The 15730-nt window shown below is 71.6% G+C and carries 13 protein-coding genes and 1 pseudogene; 11 read left to right on the top strand and 3 right to left on the bottom strand.

The features are described 5' to 3' along the window. Nucleotides 1-222: 222 nt before the first annotated feature. The 4 genes from ACSYGO_RS21620 (at nt 223) to ACSYGO_RS21605 (ending at nt 5136) form a co-directional block, all read left to right on the top strand. A complete protein-coding gene (locus tag ACSYGO_RS21620; protein ID WP_432186184.1) occupies nt 223-1476 on the top strand; it encodes an MFS transporter in 1254 nt (417 codons plus the stop codon). A gap of 96 nt (nt 1477-1572) precedes the next feature. Further along, nucleotides 1573-3078: a flavin-containing monooxygenase gene (locus ACSYGO_RS21615; protein WP_460387279.1), complete on the top strand. Its 1506-nt coding sequence runs from the start codon at nt 1573-1575 to the stop codon at nt 3076-3078. A 131-nt stretch (nt 3079-3209) separates the two neighbouring features. Further along, entirely contained in the window at nt 3210-3959 is a 750-nt protein-coding gene (locus tag ACSYGO_RS21610; RefSeq protein WP_460387277.1) for a cyclodityrosine synthase, read from the top strand. Further along, nucleotides 3949-5136: a cytochrome P450 gene (locus tag ACSYGO_RS21605; protein ID WP_460387275.1), complete on the top strand. Its 1188-nt coding sequence runs from the start codon at nt 3949-3951 to the stop codon at nt 5134-5136. The genes ACSYGO_RS21610 and ACSYGO_RS21605 overlap by 11 nt, the downstream gene beginning before the upstream one ends. A 78-nt stretch (nt 5137-5214) precedes the next feature. Here ACSYGO_RS21605 and ACSYGO_RS21600 read toward each other — a convergent pair whose 3' ends face one another. Further along, nucleotides 5215-8088, bottom strand: a complete 2874-nt coding sequence (locus ACSYGO_RS21600) for an AfsR/SARP family transcriptional regulator (RefSeq protein ID WP_460387273.1) — start codon at nt 8086-8088, stop codon at nt 5215-5217. A 178-nt stretch (nt 8089-8266) separates the two neighbouring features. Between ACSYGO_RS21600 and ACSYGO_RS21595 the strand changes: the two genes are divergently transcribed. From ACSYGO_RS21595 to ACSYGO_RS21585, 3 genes are all read left to right on the top strand, one after another. Next, nucleotides 8267-8818: a hypothetical protein gene (locus ACSYGO_RS21595; protein WP_460387271.1), complete on the top strand. Its 552-nt coding sequence runs from the start codon at nt 8267-8269 to the stop codon at nt 8816-8818. A gap of 156 nt (nt 8819-8974) precedes the next feature. Next, entirely contained in the window at nt 8975-9454 is a 480-nt protein-coding gene (locus ACSYGO_RS21590; RefSeq protein WP_432172625.1) for an SLATT domain-containing protein, read from the top strand. Nucleotides 9455-9754: 300 nt separating this feature from the next. Continuing rightward, complete coding sequence (locus ACSYGO_RS21585; RefSeq protein ID WP_460387269.1) at nt 9755-11641, top strand: multicopper oxidase family protein; 1887 nt, start codon at nt 9755-9757, stop codon at nt 11639-11641. Nucleotides 11642-11682: 41 nt separating this feature from the next. On the opposite strand, the gene ACSYGO_RS21580 is transcribed toward ACSYGO_RS21585, so the two are convergent. Continuing rightward, nucleotides 11683-11904 carry a hypothetical protein gene (locus tag ACSYGO_RS21580; RefSeq protein ID WP_460387267.1) on the bottom strand — a complete coding sequence of 74 codons (222 nt, stop codon included), beginning with the start codon at nt 11902-11904 and terminating at the stop codon, nt 11683-11685. A 335-nt stretch (nt 11905-12239) separates the two neighbouring features. Here ACSYGO_RS21580 and ACSYGO_RS21575 point away from each other — a divergent pair, with 335 nt between their 5' ends. From ACSYGO_RS21575 to ACSYGO_RS21565, 3 genes are all read left to right on the top strand, one after another. Then, the gene (locus ACSYGO_RS21575) at nt 12240-12863 is read left to right on the top strand and encodes a DUF6230 family protein (RefSeq protein WP_460387265.1); all 624 of its coding nucleotides are present in this window, start codon (nt 12240-12242) and stop codon (nt 12861-12863) included. A gap of 76 nt (nt 12864-12939) precedes the next feature. Continuing rightward, entirely contained in the window at nt 12940-13422 is a 483-nt protein-coding gene (locus tag ACSYGO_RS21570) for a DUF6114 domain-containing protein (protein WP_426677614.1), read from the top strand. A 61-nt stretch (nt 13423-13483) separates the two neighbouring features. Continuing rightward, a complete protein-coding gene (locus tag ACSYGO_RS21565) occupies nt 13484-14125 on the top strand; it encodes a hypothetical protein (protein ID WP_460387263.1) in 642 nt (213 codons plus the stop codon). Nucleotides 14126-14326: 201 nt separating this feature from the next. On the opposite strand, the gene ACSYGO_RS21560 is transcribed toward ACSYGO_RS21565, so the two are convergent. Further along, entirely contained in the window at nt 14327-14686 is a 360-nt protein-coding gene (locus ACSYGO_RS21560; protein WP_426677616.1) for a hypothetical protein, read from the bottom strand. 675 nt (nt 14687-15361) lie between these two features. On the opposite strand from ACSYGO_RS21560, the pseudogene ACSYGO_RS21555 reads away from it, so the two are divergent. Beyond that, nucleotides 15362-15442, top strand: a pseudogene (locus ACSYGO_RS21555) (tyrosine-type recombinase/integrase); the annotation flags it as partial. Nucleotides 15443-15730: the final 288 nt, after the last annotated feature.

Below are 15730 nucleotides of genomic sequence, written 5' to 3'. Positions count from 1 at the left end.
GGACTGCCCGGCGCAACGCTTGTCCGCCGCGCGGTCCGGTCCGTGTCCGTCGCGGCGCTTGTCCGTGGTCGGGTCCGGTCCGCGGCCGTGCTGCGGGGGCGTCCGTCGCCGGGAGCGGTCCGTTCCCGGCGCGGGGCCGTCCGCCGTCCGGTCCGTGACCGTTGGTTTCGCCCCCGCGCGAAACAATATCGACCGTCCCGCGGACCGTCCCAGACTCCGCGCATGCGCAGCTACTCGGACCTCTTCCGCACCCGGGAGTTCACCCCCCTCTTCCTCTCCTCCGCCCTCCACGCGGCGGCCTCGACGATCGGCGGCCTGGCCATCGGCACGCTGGTGTACAGGGCGACGGAATCGCCCCTGCTGTCGGCCGTGAGCATGTTCGGCCCGCAGCTGGCCCAGGTGGCCGGCGCGACCACCCTGCTGTCCGCGGCCGACCGGCTGGCGCCGCGCGCCACCCTGACCGGCATCGCGCTGTCGTTCGCCGTCGGCACGGCCGTGATGGCGACGCCCGGCCTGCCCGTCTGGACGGTCTTCGCCCTCATCGCCGTCCTCGGCCTCGTCTCCTCGCTCGGCGGCGGGGTCCGCTGGGGCCTGCTCAACGAGATCCTCCCCAAGGAGGGCTACCTGCTGGGCCGTTCGGTCTTCAACATGGTCAACGGCCTCATGCAGATCACCGGCTACATGACGGGCGCCGCCCTGGTCGCACTGCTCTCCGCGCAGGTGACCCTGGCGACCGCGGCGGTCCTGTACCTCGGGTCGGCCCTGACCGTCCGCCTCGGCATGGCCCGCCGGGCACCGCGGGCCACCGGCCGCCCCTCGGTCGCGCAGACCTGGCGCACCAACGCGCTCCTGTGGTCCTCGCCCCCGCGCCGGACGACCTATCTGCTCCTGTGGATCCCCAACGGCCTGATCGTCGGCTGCGAGTCCCTGTTCGTGTCGTACGCCCCCGAGCGGGCCGGTCTGCTCTTCGCGTGCGCGGCGTTCGGCATGTTCGTGGGCGACGTGACGATCGGCCGCTTCGTCCCGCCGGCGGTCCGCCGCCGCCTCGGTATCCCCTGCCTGCTGCTCCTGGCGGCCCCGTACCTGCTGTTCGCGCTGCGGCCGGGCACGGCCGTCGCGGCGGTCTGTGTCGCCGTCGCCTCGGTCGGCTTCGGCGCCAGTCTCATCCAGCAGGAGCAGCTGATGTCGCTGACCCCGGACGAGCTGAGCGGCCACGCCCTGGGCCTGCACTCCTCGGGCATGCTCACCCTCCAGGGCGTCAGCGCGACGGTGGCGGGGGCGGTCGCCCAGCTGACCTCGCCCGGCGCGGCGATGACGGTGATGGCGCTCGCGTCGCTGGCGACGACGCTGGCACTGGCCGCGGCCCCCGCACGACGACGGCCCGTGCGGCCGGGCGCGGACCCAGGCTCTGTACAGGAGCACCGGCCCGGGCCGGCCGCGGCACGGGAGCCGGAGCAGGCACCGGAATCGGCGTAGGCACCCGGGGCAGCGGGCAGGCCGGCCCGGGCCGCCGGGATCCCCCGGGCCCGTGGCCGTCTGTCGCAGGGCGCGGGGGCGGGCTAGCTTGGCCGCGTGGACGACGGACGCGAGCGTGACGGGCGCAGGCCGAGGGTGATCGTCGTGGGCGCGGGCTTCGGCGGCATCGCCGTCGCCGCCGAGCTGCTGCGCCACGGCCTGGACGACGTCACCCTGCTGGAGGCGGCGCCCGCGCCCGGCGGCACCTGGCACCACAACCGCTACCCGGGCGCCGCCTGCGACGTACCGAGTCACCTGTACTCGTACTCCTTCGCCCAACGCCCCGACTGGACCCACCTGTTCTCGCACCAGCCGGAGATCCTCGCCTACCTGAGGCAGACGGCGGACTCCCTCGGCATCACCCCGCGCGTCGTCACCGGCACCGAGGTCACCGCCTGCACCTGGGACGACCGCACCTGCACCTGGACGGTCCGCAGCCGCCGCACGGACACGACCGGGCCCTACGAGGAGCGGGTGGCCGACGCGCTGGTGCTGGCGACCGGGCAGCTGGACAAGCCGTCCTTCCCCGCCGTCGAGGGGCTGTCCCGCTTCGCCGGCCGCAGCTTCCACTCCGCGCGCTGGGACGACACCTACGACCTGCGGGGAAAGCGCGTGGCGGTGATCGGGACCGGCGCGAGCGCCGCCCAGCTCGTCCCCGAGATCGCCCCGCGGGCCGCCCGGCTGACGGTCTTCCAGCGGACGGGCAACTGGTTCCTGCCGCGCAGCGACCGCCCCACCCCCGCCCTCCTGGCCCGGGTGCTGCGCCGCCTGCCGGTGGCGCGCCGGGCCTGGCGGGGGCTGCTCCACCACGGCATCGAGCTGATCACCCTGTGCGTCCGCCACCCCCGCACCGTGGGCCGGATCGGCGCCGCGCTCTCCGCCGCCCACATGCGCCGTCAGCTCCCCGACCCGGAACTGCGCCGCAAGGCCTGGCCCGACCACCCCTTCGGCTGCAAGAGGGTCCTGCTCAGCTCGGACTTCCTGCCGGCCCTGCGGCGCCCGAACACGGAGCTCGTGACGGACCGGATCGTGCGGATGGAACCGGAGGGCCCCGTCACCGCCGACGGCCGCCGCCACGACGTCGACTGCGTGATCTACGCGACGGGCTTCCGCACCAACACCTTCATGCTGCCGATGCGGGTCACGGGCCGCGGCGGCCGCACGGTCGAGGAGGCCTGGTCCGACGGCGCCCAGGCCCACCTGGGCATCACCGTCTCCGGCTTCCCGTCGATGTTCCTGATGTACGGCCCCAACACCAACACCTCGGGTGGCTCCATCCTGTTCTTCCTGGAGGCGCAGGCCGCCTACGTCCGCCGGGCCCTGCAACTGACCCTGCGGACCGGAGCGGCGGCCCTCGACGTGCGTGCCGAGGCCCAGGCACACGGGCTGGCGCGGCTGCGGGCCCGGTTCGCGGGCACCGCATGGACCGCCTGCAGCTCCTGGTACCGCACGGCCGACGGCCGCAACGTCGCCAACTGGCCCGGCTACATGGGCGAGTACGCGGAACGGACCCGCCGTGTGGACCCGTCGGAGTACCACCTGATCCGCGCGCCGCGCCCCTGACGAACCCCAACCGGCCACTCTCCGGACGGGCGTTGACACTCTCCGTGTCCGCCAGCTAACTTCGCGGCGTCGTTGCCACACCAGGAGCACCAGGCTCCATCGGGACTAGCGACGCGAAGGACACTCTCCAGTTGACGACTGCGACCGTCTCCGAGATCCAGCACGTCACTCCCCGCCCGACCATCGCGGGCCTTTTCAGAGTCCAGCCCTACACACCCCACTGCCAGGTCATCCACGCCGCGGGCGACCACGCCGTGATCGGCGTCTCGCCGGGCAACAGCTACTTCTCGGCCCGCCGGGTCGACGCCCTGGCCCGCTGGGGCGTCGAGCACTTCGACCGGGTCGACCTCGTCTACACCGACCTCCATGTGGCCGAGATGTACGAGGCGCTCGGCTATCCCGCCGACGACGCCCGGCGCAAGGCGGTGAAGAACCTGCGTGGCGTACGCGCCAAGGTGACCGCCGCGGCGGCGGCCCACGGCGCGGGCGGCGGGAGACTCGCCGCGCACGCCATGTCCGACTTCGCGGACAACCCCGCCTACCGGCGGATCCACGACCACATCAGGGAACTCCTCGACGAGGACACCGAGTTCCGCGAAACCTGCGACGCGCTGGTGGACACGTACCTCGCCACGAAGGTCCTCGACGGGCGGGTGGCCACCGAGCGGCAGCGCGCCGTGTGCCTGGAGTACGTGTGCGCCGAGGCGCCGCTCTTCCTGGACACCCCGGCCATCCTGGGCGTCCCCTCCTCCCTCAACTGCTACCACCAGCTGCTGCCGATGGCCGAACTGCTCTACGCGCGCGGATCGGGCCTGCGCGCGTCCCGCAACCAGGGGCACGCGATCGTCACGCCCACGGAAGGAGCCGGCGATGCCCACTGAGGAACTGCTCGACTTCCCCTTCTCCTGGCGCGGCGATCAACTCCCTGCCGAGGTGGCGGAACTGCGCGGGTCGACCCCCGTGCGCCGGGTGCGGACCATCGCCGGGGACGAGGCCTGGCTGGTCTCGTCCTACGAACTGTGCACCCAGGTGCTGGAGGACGCCCGCTTCAGCCTGAAGGACACCTCGGCGCCCGGTGTGCCCCGCCAGTACGCCCTGACGATCCCGCCCGAGGTCGTCAACAACATGGGCAACATCACCGGCGCCGGACTGCGCAAGGCCGTCCTCAAGGCCCTCAACCCGAAGAGCGAGGGCCTCACCGACTGGATGCGCTCGCACGCGGCCCGACTCGTCGACGCCCTGCTCGCCGAGGGCGCGCCCGCGGACCTGCGCGGCGGTTTCACCGACCCGTACTCGGCCGGCATGCACTGCCACATCCTCGGCATCCCGCAGGCGGACGCGCCCCGGCTGATGCGCAGCCTGGACATCGCGTTCATGAACTCCGCCTGCCCCGTCACCGGCGCCCGCCTGAACTGGGACCGGGACATCGCGTACATGACCGACCGCCTCGACGACCCGTCGACGACCGGCCTGATGTCCGCGCTGGCGGCCCTGCGCGAGGACCCGGAGTACGCGCACCTGACCGACGAGATGCTGGCGACGGTCGGGGTGACGATGTTCGGCGCGGGCGTCATCTCGACGTCCGGGTTCCTGACCATGGCCCTGGTCTCCCTCTTCCAGCACCCGCAGCTGCGAAGGGAGGTGACGGATCACCCCGAGAGGATCCCGGCCGCCGTCGACGAACTCCTGCGCGTCAACCTCTCCATCGGCGACGGTCTGCCCCGGCTCGCCCTGGAGGACGTACGGCTCGGCGACGTGGACGTCCGCAAGGGCGAACTCGTCCTGGTCCTCGTCGAGGGCGCCAACTTCGACCCCGAGGAGTTCCCCGACCCGCTCAGGCCCGACCTGACCCGCGAGAACAGCGCCACCCACCTGTCCTTCGGCGGCGGACGCCACTACTGCCCGGCCACCGCCCTGGGCAAGCGCCATGCGGAGATCGCCCTGGAGACCCTGCTCACCCGCATGCCCGAGGTCCGACTCGCGGTGCCGATCGAGCAGTTGGTCTGGCGCACCGGATTCATGAAGCGCATCCCGGAGCGGTTGCCGGCGATGTGGTGACGGACGACGCCGGCCGGGGCCCGAAGACGGGCGGTCCCCGGCCGGCGTGCGGTGCCGCCTCCGCCTGCCCTCCGGGCTTCAGGCGCCGCCCGCGCGTCCGGCGCCGTGCGTGTGGGCGGCGTGGACGGCCAGTACGTGCTGGAACTGCTGCCGCGCCTCATGGACGCGACCCGTCGCCAGATACGCATGCGCCAGGCGGGACCGGATGTCCATCTCCAGCCAGTCGTAGCTGGGTTCCGTGAGAGGGGACAGCAAGGCGTGCTGGCGCAGCGCCTGGTGATGCAGTGCGACCGCCGCGTCCGGGTCGCCCTCGGCCTGCTCCGCCGTGCCCAGCCGGGTCAGGCTGCGTGCGCACAGGAAGACGTCCCCGGCCTGCTCGACCAGGCCGACCGCCCGGCGGAGCGCGCGCTTGGCCTCACCGTGGTCGCCGAGCCGGAGGTGGACGTCCGCGGCGCAGCTCAGCGGCCTGCCGAGCATGCGCGGTCTGCCGTCCCGCTCGGCGAGGGCCCGGGCGTCGGCGAAGCAGGCCAGCGCCTCCTCGTCACGTCGGCCGAAGTAGTGGGTGAGCCCGAGGATGACGAGCGCCATCGAGGCGACCCAGTCGCTGCCCAGCCGCCCGGCCAGCTCCGCCCCGGCCGAGGCATGGCGAACAGCGCCGTCACCGTCCCCCAGACTCAGGTCGAGAGCCCCCAGCCCGGTGAGGGTGCGGGCCTTCTCGTGCGGGTCGGGGTCGCGCCGGCCGATCTCCAGCGCCTCCGTGAAGCAGGCGCGGGCCTGTGGGTACCGGCGCTGGTGGACGCAGATGTAGCCCAGGCAGTTGCGCAGGGCCTGGGACATGCGCGGATCGCCGGCCTCGTCCACCCGCGCGAGCGCGATCTCCAGCGCCGTCCGGCCCTCCTGGTAGCGGCCCTGCCGCACGAAGTAGTCGCACAACGCCTCCGCGATCCAGCAGGCGAAGTCGGCCTCGCCGTGGGCCGCGGCGTGCGCGACGACGTCGGGCAGTTCCCCGCCGGCCGCGTCCAGCCAGGCCTCGGCGTCCTGCCAGGTGCCGAACGGCGCTCCGGCGGGCCGCGGCCCGGTGGGGAAACCGGTACGGCCCCAGTCGCTGGCGACGCGTCCCGCGTCGAGGAAGAGCCGGTACGCGGCCCTGCGCGTCGCGGCGGCCTCGCCGGGCACGGCCTCGGCGACCCGCCGCGCGTGCACCCGCACCAGGTCGTGCAGCCGGTAGCGGCCCGGCCGCGGCTCCTGCAACAGGCTCGTGTCGACCAGGCTCTCCAGGACCCGCTCGGTGTCGCGGGGCGGCGCGTCGAGCACGGCCGCCACCGTCAGCACGTCGAACTCGACCGTCGGCACCCCACCCAGGGCACGGAACCCGCGCTGCTGCCCGGGTGTGAGCTGGTCGTACGACAGGCGGAAGGCCGCCTCCACGCTGCGGTCCCCGACGCTCAGTTCACCGAGCCGGTGCTCGTCGCCCGCCATGCGGCCCACCAGGTATTCCACCGTCCAGGAGCGGCGGTTCTGCAGCCGCGACCCCGCGATGCGCAGCGCCAGCGGCAGCCCGTCGCACAGTCCGACCAGCTGCCGCGTCGCCTCCGGCTCCCCGCTCGCGCGGTCCGCTCCGATGAGGTGGGTGAGCAGCGACACCGCGTCCCCGCTCTCCATGGGCTCCAGGGTGACCCGGCGGTCGGCGTCCAGTTCCGCGAGCCGCCGCCGGCCGGCCACCAGCACCCTGCTGCCCGCCCCTGCGGGCAGCAGCGGCCGTACCTGGTCGGCGTCGAGGGCGTCGTCCAGTACGAGGAGCAGCCGCAGCCGGCTGGTCGCCGCGCGCCACGCGGCGGTGAGCTCCTCGAGGTCGCCCGGCAGCTCCCCGCTCGCCGCGCCGAGGCTGCGCAGCAGCCGTTGCAGGGCCCGCTCCGGCGCCTGCCGCCGCTGCGCGCTGTGCGCGTGCAGGTCCACGAACAGGCAGCCGTCCGGGTGCCGCCCGCTGAGCTCGCGGGCCGCGCGCACGACGAGCGCGGTCTTGCCGACCCCGGCCGTACCGTCCACCGTGACGACCGACACGGAACCGGGCGCGGCCGGCGCGATCAGCTGCGCCAGCTCCCTGTCCCGGCCGATCAGCCGGCCCGAGTCGCCCGGCAGGTCGTTGACCGTGCGGCGGGGCGAGGAGACCTGCCGTGCCGCACCGGGTACGTCGGCGGTGCGGGCCGCGGCCGGGCCGAGGAGGCGTTCGTCGTCCCGGCGCAGCACCGCCTCGTGCACCCGGCGGAGCTCGTCACCGGGGTCGACGCCGAGCTCCTCGCGCAACCGCCCGCACATGTCCTGGTAGACGGCCAGCGCCTCCGCCTGACGTTCGCTGCCGTACAGGGCGCGCATGCGCAGCGCCACGAGCGACTCGTCGGCCGGATCGGCGGCGGACAGGGCGGCGAGTTCGTCCAGGGCGTCGGCGAACCGGCCCGTCAGGACGAGGCATTCGAGCCGTTCCAGCCGAACCGTGCGCAGGCGCGCCAGCAGCCGCCGCCGCTCGGCTTCGGCGTACGGACCCGGCAGCCCGGCGAGCGGCTCGCCGTCGAACAGGGCGAGGGCCGACGACAGCCGGTCCGCCGCCGTCGCCGGGTCGCCGGACGCCTTCGCCCGCTGGGCCTCGTCGACCCGCTCGGCCAGCTCCGCCACATCGAGCCGGACCCCGTCGACGACCAGGCGGTACCCGCCCCGCTCCCCGCGGATCAGCGAGTCCGCCGGAGCGGTGCCGCTCTCGTCGAGCGTCCGCCGCAACCCGTAGACGTAGCTGGGCAGTACCTTGCGGCCGGACTGCGGCGGACTCTCCCCCCAGACCCCGTCGAGCAACTGCTCGCGGCTCACCAGGACTCCCGGACGCAGCGCCAGCGCGGCCAGCACGGCCTGCTGCCGGACGGGCCCGAGGGCCAGCTGTCCGCCGTCGCGCCAGGCCCGCATCGGCCCGAGCACCGCGAGTCGTAACCGTCGACGGGATTCCGAGCCCACCCCGAAGCCTCCGCTCCGCACATCATCAGAATTTCACCGGCATTGCAGCGTCTTCCGCGAGGGTGTGCAAGTGCGGCGGCCGTGCACCGGGGGAACGGCCGCCGCCTCCCGACGAGGAAGGAACACGAACGTGACCGTCATCGACCGGTCCCTCACGGGTCAGCTGAAGCGGCGGAGGCTGTTCCTCACGCAGGAGCGGAGCGACGTCGCGGAGATCGTGTACGTCTGTGTGGACGACGGGCTCCCGGGAGGGTTCCCGGTCGGCTACGTCATCCCGTCCCGCGCGGGGGCCTGGTCCGCGTACGCCCGGGTCCGCCCCGGTGTCCGCGTCTTCGCCACCGACGAGGTGGGCACGGGCCTGCCGGACGTGGTCGAGGCCGTGCGCGCCGTGCTCGACCACGCCCGTTACGGCGACGTCCTGTTCGCTCTGGAACAGGAGACCGACCGCGACGGCACGTACACCGCGAAGGTGCGCCGGGAGCACGCCGCCTGGTTCGCCGCGCTCGACGCACCCGAGGGCATCACGCAGCTCGGCGACGGCAGGATCCGCCTCACCGCCCCCGCCGTCGCCTATCTCCGCGGTCTTCCGGCCCGCCTGGGCTGCCACGTGGACGGCGACGACCGGATCCGACTCGCGGGGGAGTCGTACGCGTTGACCCGGGAGCCCCGGCGCGTGCGGTGACGGCGCGGCCGGCGCGTACTCCGACGGTGACGGTGCCGTTGACGCGGAGATCCCGCCGCGTGCTCCGACGGTGACGGTGGCCTCGCCGCGGGGTTCCCGCCGCGTGAGGGCACGGGAGGTGTTTCCCGTGGGGCGGCACGAGGACACCATGTACCCATGCGCCGACAGCCGCCAGACGCCATCGCCTGGTCCGAAGCCCCCGATCCGGTACTCGCCCTGGCCCAGGGAGAGTTGGCCTTCTACGAGAGGGTTCGTGACTCGGCGCGCCTGTGGTACCGCGTGTCCGAGCTGGGAGCCCTGGCGACCTCCTCGGCGACGGTGGTCGCGGCGGGCCTGCACGCCCCGGCCTGGCTGACGGCGATCATCGCGGGCGGCGCCCTGTTCTTCACCGGTTTCCGCCAGGTCTTCGCGCACGGCCCCCGCTACGTCCTCGCGGCACAGTCGCGCGAGACCCTCCGCCGGGCCGTCAACCGCTACCGGCTCCTGCCGGAGGCCGACCGGGACGAGGCGGCCCGCCGCGAGCTGCTCGTCGCGATCGAGCAGGTGGGCGACGAGGAACTCCGCCAGTGGGTCGAACAACGCAGCCGCGCGACCCCGGGCGGCACGGATCCGACGGGCGGCCCGGCACTGCCCTGACCCGGGGGCGTCACGGGCGACGGCCGACCGCTCAGCACCGCACCCGACCCCGGCCGAAAAAAAATACAAACAAATGCCCACAGGTCCGCACGCAACGCAGATAAATCCAATGAAGACTGTCGATAATCATCAGGTTCCAATTCCAAAATAATCGGTTTCCGATTTCGATGCATACGGAATTGAAGCCGAGATCGGCTCAATGAGTGGCTTTTCCCGGACCGGACCGGTGCGTTTCGGCGGCGTTTCGAACCAGCCCTGTATCCCTTGACCGTCACATGAGGCGAGGGAGAGCTGGAGACGATGATCGAGCGAAGGAAATTCCTCATCGCCGGCGCCATGGGGGCCGCGGGCATGCTTCCACGGGGTGTCCTGGAGGCAAGGGCGTACGCGGCGTCGGCCTACCCGCCGGCAGGATGTGAGGACCAGGCGACCAACACCCCCAAGCTGACGAAGTTCGTCGACCCGCTGCCCAGACCGAGAACAGCCGTCCCGGACCCTTCCGCCTATCCGGGCGCCGACTACTACGAGTTCACGATGCGGCAGGGGTCGTGGCGCTTCCACCGGGATCTCGGTCCGTCACCCGTGTGGGGTTACTGGGCCACGGATCCCCACCGTCCCCACGAGCCGATCGGCATGGGCTATCTCGGGCCGACCTTCGAGACGACCAGGGACCGCCCGACGGTCGTCAAGTACCGCAACGACCTGCCGACCACCCACATGTTCCAGACCGTGATCGACATGATTCGCGACAAGAAGCCCGTCGTCGCGCCGATCCCGCCGCCTCCCTACGAGTACATGCCGCAGTTCCCCGCCGACATCAACGTGTGGAACGTCGTACACCAGCACGGCGGTTACACGGCACCCCAGTCCGACGGTCTGCCGGAGCAGTCGTTCAGCCCGAAGGGCTTTCACGCCGAGGGCTACACCACCCTGGAACCGGGCCGGGTCAAGCCCAACGAAGCGATCTACGCCTACACCAACCACGACCATTCGTGCATGCTCTGGTATCACGACCACGCCATGGGGATGAGCGCCCTCAACGTCTATGCGGGACTTGCCGGTCTCTACTTCATCCGTGATCCCGCCGACGAGCGGCTCGGGCTGCCGCGCGGTGAATTCGAAGTCCCCCTCATCCTGCAGGACCGGACCTTCAACGCGGACGGCTCGCTCGCCTACACCATGGTCGACAGGGAAGGCGAGGACACCCCGGTCGTCAACGGGAAGGCCTACCCCTACCTGGACGTCGAGCCGCGACGCTACCGGCTGCGCATTCTCAACGCTTCGAACGAGCGATTCTGGCGGCTGAGGTTCGACACTCCCCGAGGCGTACTCCATCAGCCGCAACTGCCGTTCTGGCTGATCGGCACGGACGGCGGCCTCCGTGCTCCGTTGCAGATGCTGGACTTCCTGATCAGTCCGGCCGAGCGGTACGACCTGATCGTCGACTTCAGTCAGATTCCCCCGGGCAAGGACGTCACGCTGACGAACTACCCGGGAACGCAGGTCCACTATCCCGGTATCACCGGATGCGGACCGGAGATCGCGGAGATCATGCGATTCCGGGTCCGCAAGCCATCGTCCGGGGGCCGGGACATGTCGACGCCGCCCGAGAAACTCAAGCTGCAGTCGGTCCCGGCCATCAAGCCGAAACCGCACACCCGCCGGCGGCAATGGGTCGTGTACCAGCACGAACTCTTCAGGACGATGACGTTCAACGCGGTTCCCTACATGGAGCCGTCGCAGGACTTCATCAAGGAGGGCTCGACCGAGATCTGGGAATACATCAACCCCAATCACGACGCCCACCCGATGCATGTCCACCTCGTCAACTTCCAGGTGCTGAACAGGCAGCCGATCGACGCGGCCGCCTACCAGAAGGACTACGACAAGTGGGTCTACGGCGGCCGCAAGCCGGAGGACCACCCGGCCGTGGCCGACTACTTCACCGGCCCGCCGATTCCCCCGGACCCGGACGAAGCGCTGTCCTACAAGGACACGGTCAAGGCCCCCGCGCAGATGGTCACCAGAATCATCATCCAGGAGTTCGTCCCGCCGAAGGACGAGATCGCGTCGATCCCGGGAAGCGGCGCCAAGCTCCCGGCGAAGTACATCCACCACTGCCACCTCCTCGAACACGAGGACGACGACCTGATGCGCCCCTGGACGATCGTCCCGGCCGGCGACTGACGCGACCGACATGATCACCGCAGGCCGGGCGGCGAAACCCCCTAGTGCCGCTCGTGCCTGCGTGCCTCCCGGTCTGCCCGGGCCTGCCTGCTGTCGTCCCTGATGGCCCGGATCTCCCTGCGGACACGGAACGCGAAGCAGCAGGCGAGTACGGCGACGCACGCGCAGCCGACCGTCAACGAGAGGACGGAGTCCGTGTCGCGCAGGGCCACCCACGCCTCGACGCCCAGCAAGGTGACTCCGAACTGGGCGAGCCGCCGCATCACGAGCCTCCTCCACGGTCGGCCTCCTGCCGGAGGCCGAGGACGTACATGCTCGCAGCCTGCGCCCCGGCGGGAAACCGCCGGACCCCCCCAGGAAGCGCCCTCGGCCGTCGACGACCGGCCGCCCACTCGGCCATGGCCGGCAGACCGGAGACGTCGACGGCGGTACCGCGTCGCGTGTCATCCGGATGGTGCAACAGAAGGCGACTCACCCGTCCGGCCGACCTGACGTACCGTCGGCTGCCCTGCCCGGAAGCCTAGGATCCGCCACTAGAGAGAGACGTCGCCCACCCTGTCCGGCTTCGGTGAGCCCACGTATGAGCGGAGGAGACGGGATGCTGCGCAGTGCAGGCAGGACCTCCTGGAAGCGCTTCGCCTGCATTCTCGTCCCGGCTGCCGCGGCTGCCGCGGCACTCGGTATCGCCATGGCCCAAGGTGCGCTGGCCGTGTCGTTCCTGATCTCCGGCCAGAAGTTCCAGGTGGCCCTGGACACCCTGGACGTCCGAGGGCTGGCCATCTACGGCACGGTGGACGTGACCAAGAAGGGCACCCTCGTGCCGGTCGTCGTCACCGGCGCCAGCCACGCGGAGATCAGCGGGCTGTGTCAGTCCGTGGTGGTCACGATCCCGGTCCTGGGCCCGTACACGCTGAAGATCACCGGTGGCGATCACCGCCGGGTCGAAGCGAGGAACCTGTTCCTCGACGCGACAGCCCTGTCGAGCAGCCAGGCGAATTTCGACGACCTCGACATCGGCGTGGCGACGGGAGCGGTCAGCAAGGGCCCGATCAGCCGGGGAGACCGGAACTCCCGGTTCTTCGATCCCAACGGCTTTGCCCAGCAAGCGGATTCGGCCTTCCTGGCCGACGTGCGCTTCACCACGGTCGCCGTCTCGGCCGCCACCTTCAACGTCCCGGACCTCGATGTGCAACTCAGGCAAGGCCGCCACGAGTGCTTCTGATCCGCCGGCACGAAGCACGCGCCTTCCGCCCCCGCTCGCCGCGTACTCCCTCCCGCCGAACATCAGGGAAGCTCACGTGTTCTTCCAGCGAATCGGCAGACGCGAGAACGTGCGCGTCGTCGCCGCCGACGCCCGACGCAGATTCAGGACCTGGCGGGGCGAACGCCCCTTCTGGGCAGGCCTGTTCACCTTCACGGCGGGTCTGCCCATCATCTGCTTCCCCTACGCCCGCCTGGACTTCGGCGCCGTCCCCCTGGCGCTGTCGACCTCGGCCGGCGCGGGATCGCTCATCATCGGGGTTCTCCTCATCACCCTCGCCGTCTCCCTGTGGTTCCACCGGCAGTCGCGTGTATTCGCGGGGATCACGGTCATCCTGCTCGCCCTCATCTCCTTCCCCGTCGCCAATCTCGGGGGCCTCCTCATCGGGCTGCTCTCCGGCCTGATCGGCGGTTCCCTGGCCTGCGCCTGGATTCCTCCGACGGGCGCCACCGATGCGCAGCCCGCGGCCGACCGTGCGTCGCCCCCCGTCGCCGTGGGTCAGGACCACGGTGGCAAGTGACGCCCTGACCGGCTGTCCGGCGAGCGCGCCGGAGTGCGACCCCCGTCGTCCGAGCGGCGCCGTGAAGCGTCACTCGGCCGGCCCGCTGCTGCGGCCCCTCGCCTGTGCGTCGGCGGTGGCCGCCCTGTCCTTGGCCCTGCAACTCGCCACGCCCACGGCCTCGAAGGCGTTGCTCGCCCCCGGCGGCATCCGCACGTCCGAGCCGCCGGCATCCGGCGCCGCGCCGACCGCCCGCCCACCGGACCCTGCGGCGGACGTCCCCTGGGTGCTGCGTGCCGACAGACTCGTACTGCACGGCAGTGCGTTCCGCGGCGTGGCCGTCGTCAGGACCGCGACCGGGTCCGAGCGGGTACTGAAGTTCACCGTACGGTCCTTGGACCTCGGCGACCTCGACCTGACGGCGGGCCGCGGCCGCTCGGCGGTGCGACTGCGGGCCAGGCCCGCGACCACGTCCACGGTCAAGGGCAAGGACGTGGTGCTGTACATCCAGAAGCTGAGCGGCACGCTCGTCGGCCTGGGCGGCGCTCCGCTCCCGGCGGACCGCAGCGTCACCGTCACGCCCGACGCGCTGCCCCCGTGGCTCTCCCACTCCGCCGCGCCCACCCGCACCATCAGCTTCAAGAACGTGACCGTCTCACAGGCCGCCCGGCTCAGCGGCGACATGTCCATCACCGGCCCGGCCCTCGGCATCGTGGCGGGGTGACAGCGCACGCCCGCCGTCTGCGGAACACGGATGCGCGGCGGGGCGAAGGCCGGCCCGTACGGCAGGCGGACGTGGCCGGAGGGCCGAAGACCGCAAGGAACGGTCTTCGGCCCTCCGGCTGGGTGCGGTGGCTGTGCCGGCTATGACGACGGGTGGCAGGGGGTGCGGGCCTCCGCGTCGGAGCACAGCCTCCAGGGCGGTCTAGCGGTGGCCGTGGTGCCAGCCGCGGTCGCGGTCCCAGCCGTGGTGCCGGTCCCGGCCGTGGTGCCAGCCGCGGTCGCGGTCCCAGCGGTGGTGCCGGTCCCGGTCGCGGTCCCAGCGGTGGTGCCGGTCCCGGTCCCGGTCCCAGCCGCGGTGCTCGCCCCGGTCCCAGCCCCGGTCCCGGTCGCCGAAGTGACCGTCGTGGTGACGGTCACTTCCCTGGCTGTGCGAGTAGCCCCTCCCGTTGTCGCGGTCATGGCCCGCTCCGGCGGCCAGAGCCGGCATGGCGGCCGCGCCGACGAGTGCGCCCGTAGCCACAAAGGTGGCGATCAGGCGGACCGTCGTACGAGAAACAGACATGAATCTGTCACCTCACGTTCGTGCACGCCGACCCTGGTCTGAGCCGGGCGTGCTGTCCGAAATTCCCGGCTAGGTGCCGAGGACCCCACACTGTGGTCCTTTGCGACGACACCAGAGCAAGGACAGGATTCGCGTTACAAAGCGCAGATATATCGGTAACTGTCCCTTGTATGCGCCATTGATGCCGGGGAGGAGCCCGGGTGTCGGCCCTGCCCCGGCTCGGAATCATGCCGGGAGCAGGAAAAACAGGAGCTGACGGTCAGTGGGACTCTCGGCGCTCTCACTGCCCGAACTCCTCCGGACGGCCCAACGGCTTCGGTAACAACGGGGGGCCTCCGTTCGGGGGACCTTTTGCGGCCCGCGCCGATCCGGTCGATCGGTGGCGGTGTCGTGGATGTCGAAGAGGACGCTGCATCCATGACGGCGCGACCGTCCGGGCGGAGCAGCCTCTGAGGCCCACGGTCGACCCCGGACGGCTGCCTGGGGGCCGACTGACCGACCCACCGTCGTCGAAGTGCCCCAGGCCAGCCTTTTTGTGTGGCTTTGGGTGGCCGGATACCGTCACATATCGGTTGCATGCTGATGCGTGACCGAGAATCTCGAATGCGCCCTCGCACAACTCAAGTCGGGCTCGGAGCAGCTCGCGGAGGCCTGACGCGCTGCCTCAGCTCATGCGCGCACGTCGTGCAGGACACCCAGCACGAGGCGATGAGCCACATGGATCGCCTGCTCAGGAAGCGCCCCGGTCGTCAGTGACCAGCGCCGTTGCTGTCAAAGACGGATGCAAAAGGCCCCGGACCATGATCGGTCCGGGGCCTTTGCGCTGGTGCCCCCGGCAGGATTCGAACCTGCGACACCCGCTTTAGGAGTTCGATCTCGGCGCGCTCCGGCTGAGGTCGTCGACTGGTGCGACGGCCGGACACGGGCGCTGGCATACGCCCCCGTTCGGCGTCGTTGATGTCAGCCGTGGATGTCAGTGACCTTCTGATCCGTAGCTCTAGCCAGTCCGGTCAGCGACGGTCATTCCGGTCACATCGAGGCTCC

Source organism: Streptomyces krungchingensis, assembly GCF_054729265.1.
Note: the sequence above shows the minus strand (reverse complement) of the source record. Positions and strands in the feature narration are given on the sequence as shown.

What these genes read in the sequence shown, in the direction of transcription:
- ACSYGO_RS21575 (WP_460387265.1), top strand. Translation starts at nt 12,240, where the DNA reads ATGCTGCGCAGTGCAGGCAGGACCTCCTGGAAGCGCTTCGCCTGCATT.
- ACSYGO_RS21585 (WP_460387269.1), top strand. Translation starts at nt 9,755, where the DNA reads ATGATCGAGCGAAGGAAATTCCTCATCGCCGGCGCCATGGGGGCCGCG.
- ACSYGO_RS21600 (WP_460387273.1), bottom strand. Translation starts at nt 8,088, where the DNA reads ATGCGGGCCTGGCGCGACGGCGGACAGCTGGCCCTCGGGCCCGTCCGG.
- ACSYGO_RS21605 (WP_460387275.1), top strand. Translation starts at nt 3,949, where the DNA reads ATGCCCACTGAGGAACTGCTCGACTTCCCCTTCTCCTGGCGCGGCGAT.
- ACSYGO_RS21590 (WP_432172625.1), top strand. Translation starts at nt 8,975, where the DNA reads ATGCGCCGACAGCCGCCAGACGCCATCGCCTGGTCCGAAGCCCCCGAT.
- ACSYGO_RS21580 (WP_460387267.1), bottom strand. Translation starts at nt 11,904, where the DNA reads ATGCGGCGGCTCGCCCAGTTCGGAGTCACCTTGCTGGGCGTCGAGGCG.
- ACSYGO_RS21560 (WP_426677616.1), bottom strand. Translation starts at nt 14,686, where the DNA reads ATGTCTGTTTCTCGTACGACGGTCCGCCTGATCGCCACCTTTGTGGCT.
- ACSYGO_RS21620 (WP_432186184.1), top strand. Translation starts at nt 223, where the DNA reads ATGCGCAGCTACTCGGACCTCTTCCGCACCCGGGAGTTCACCCCCCTC.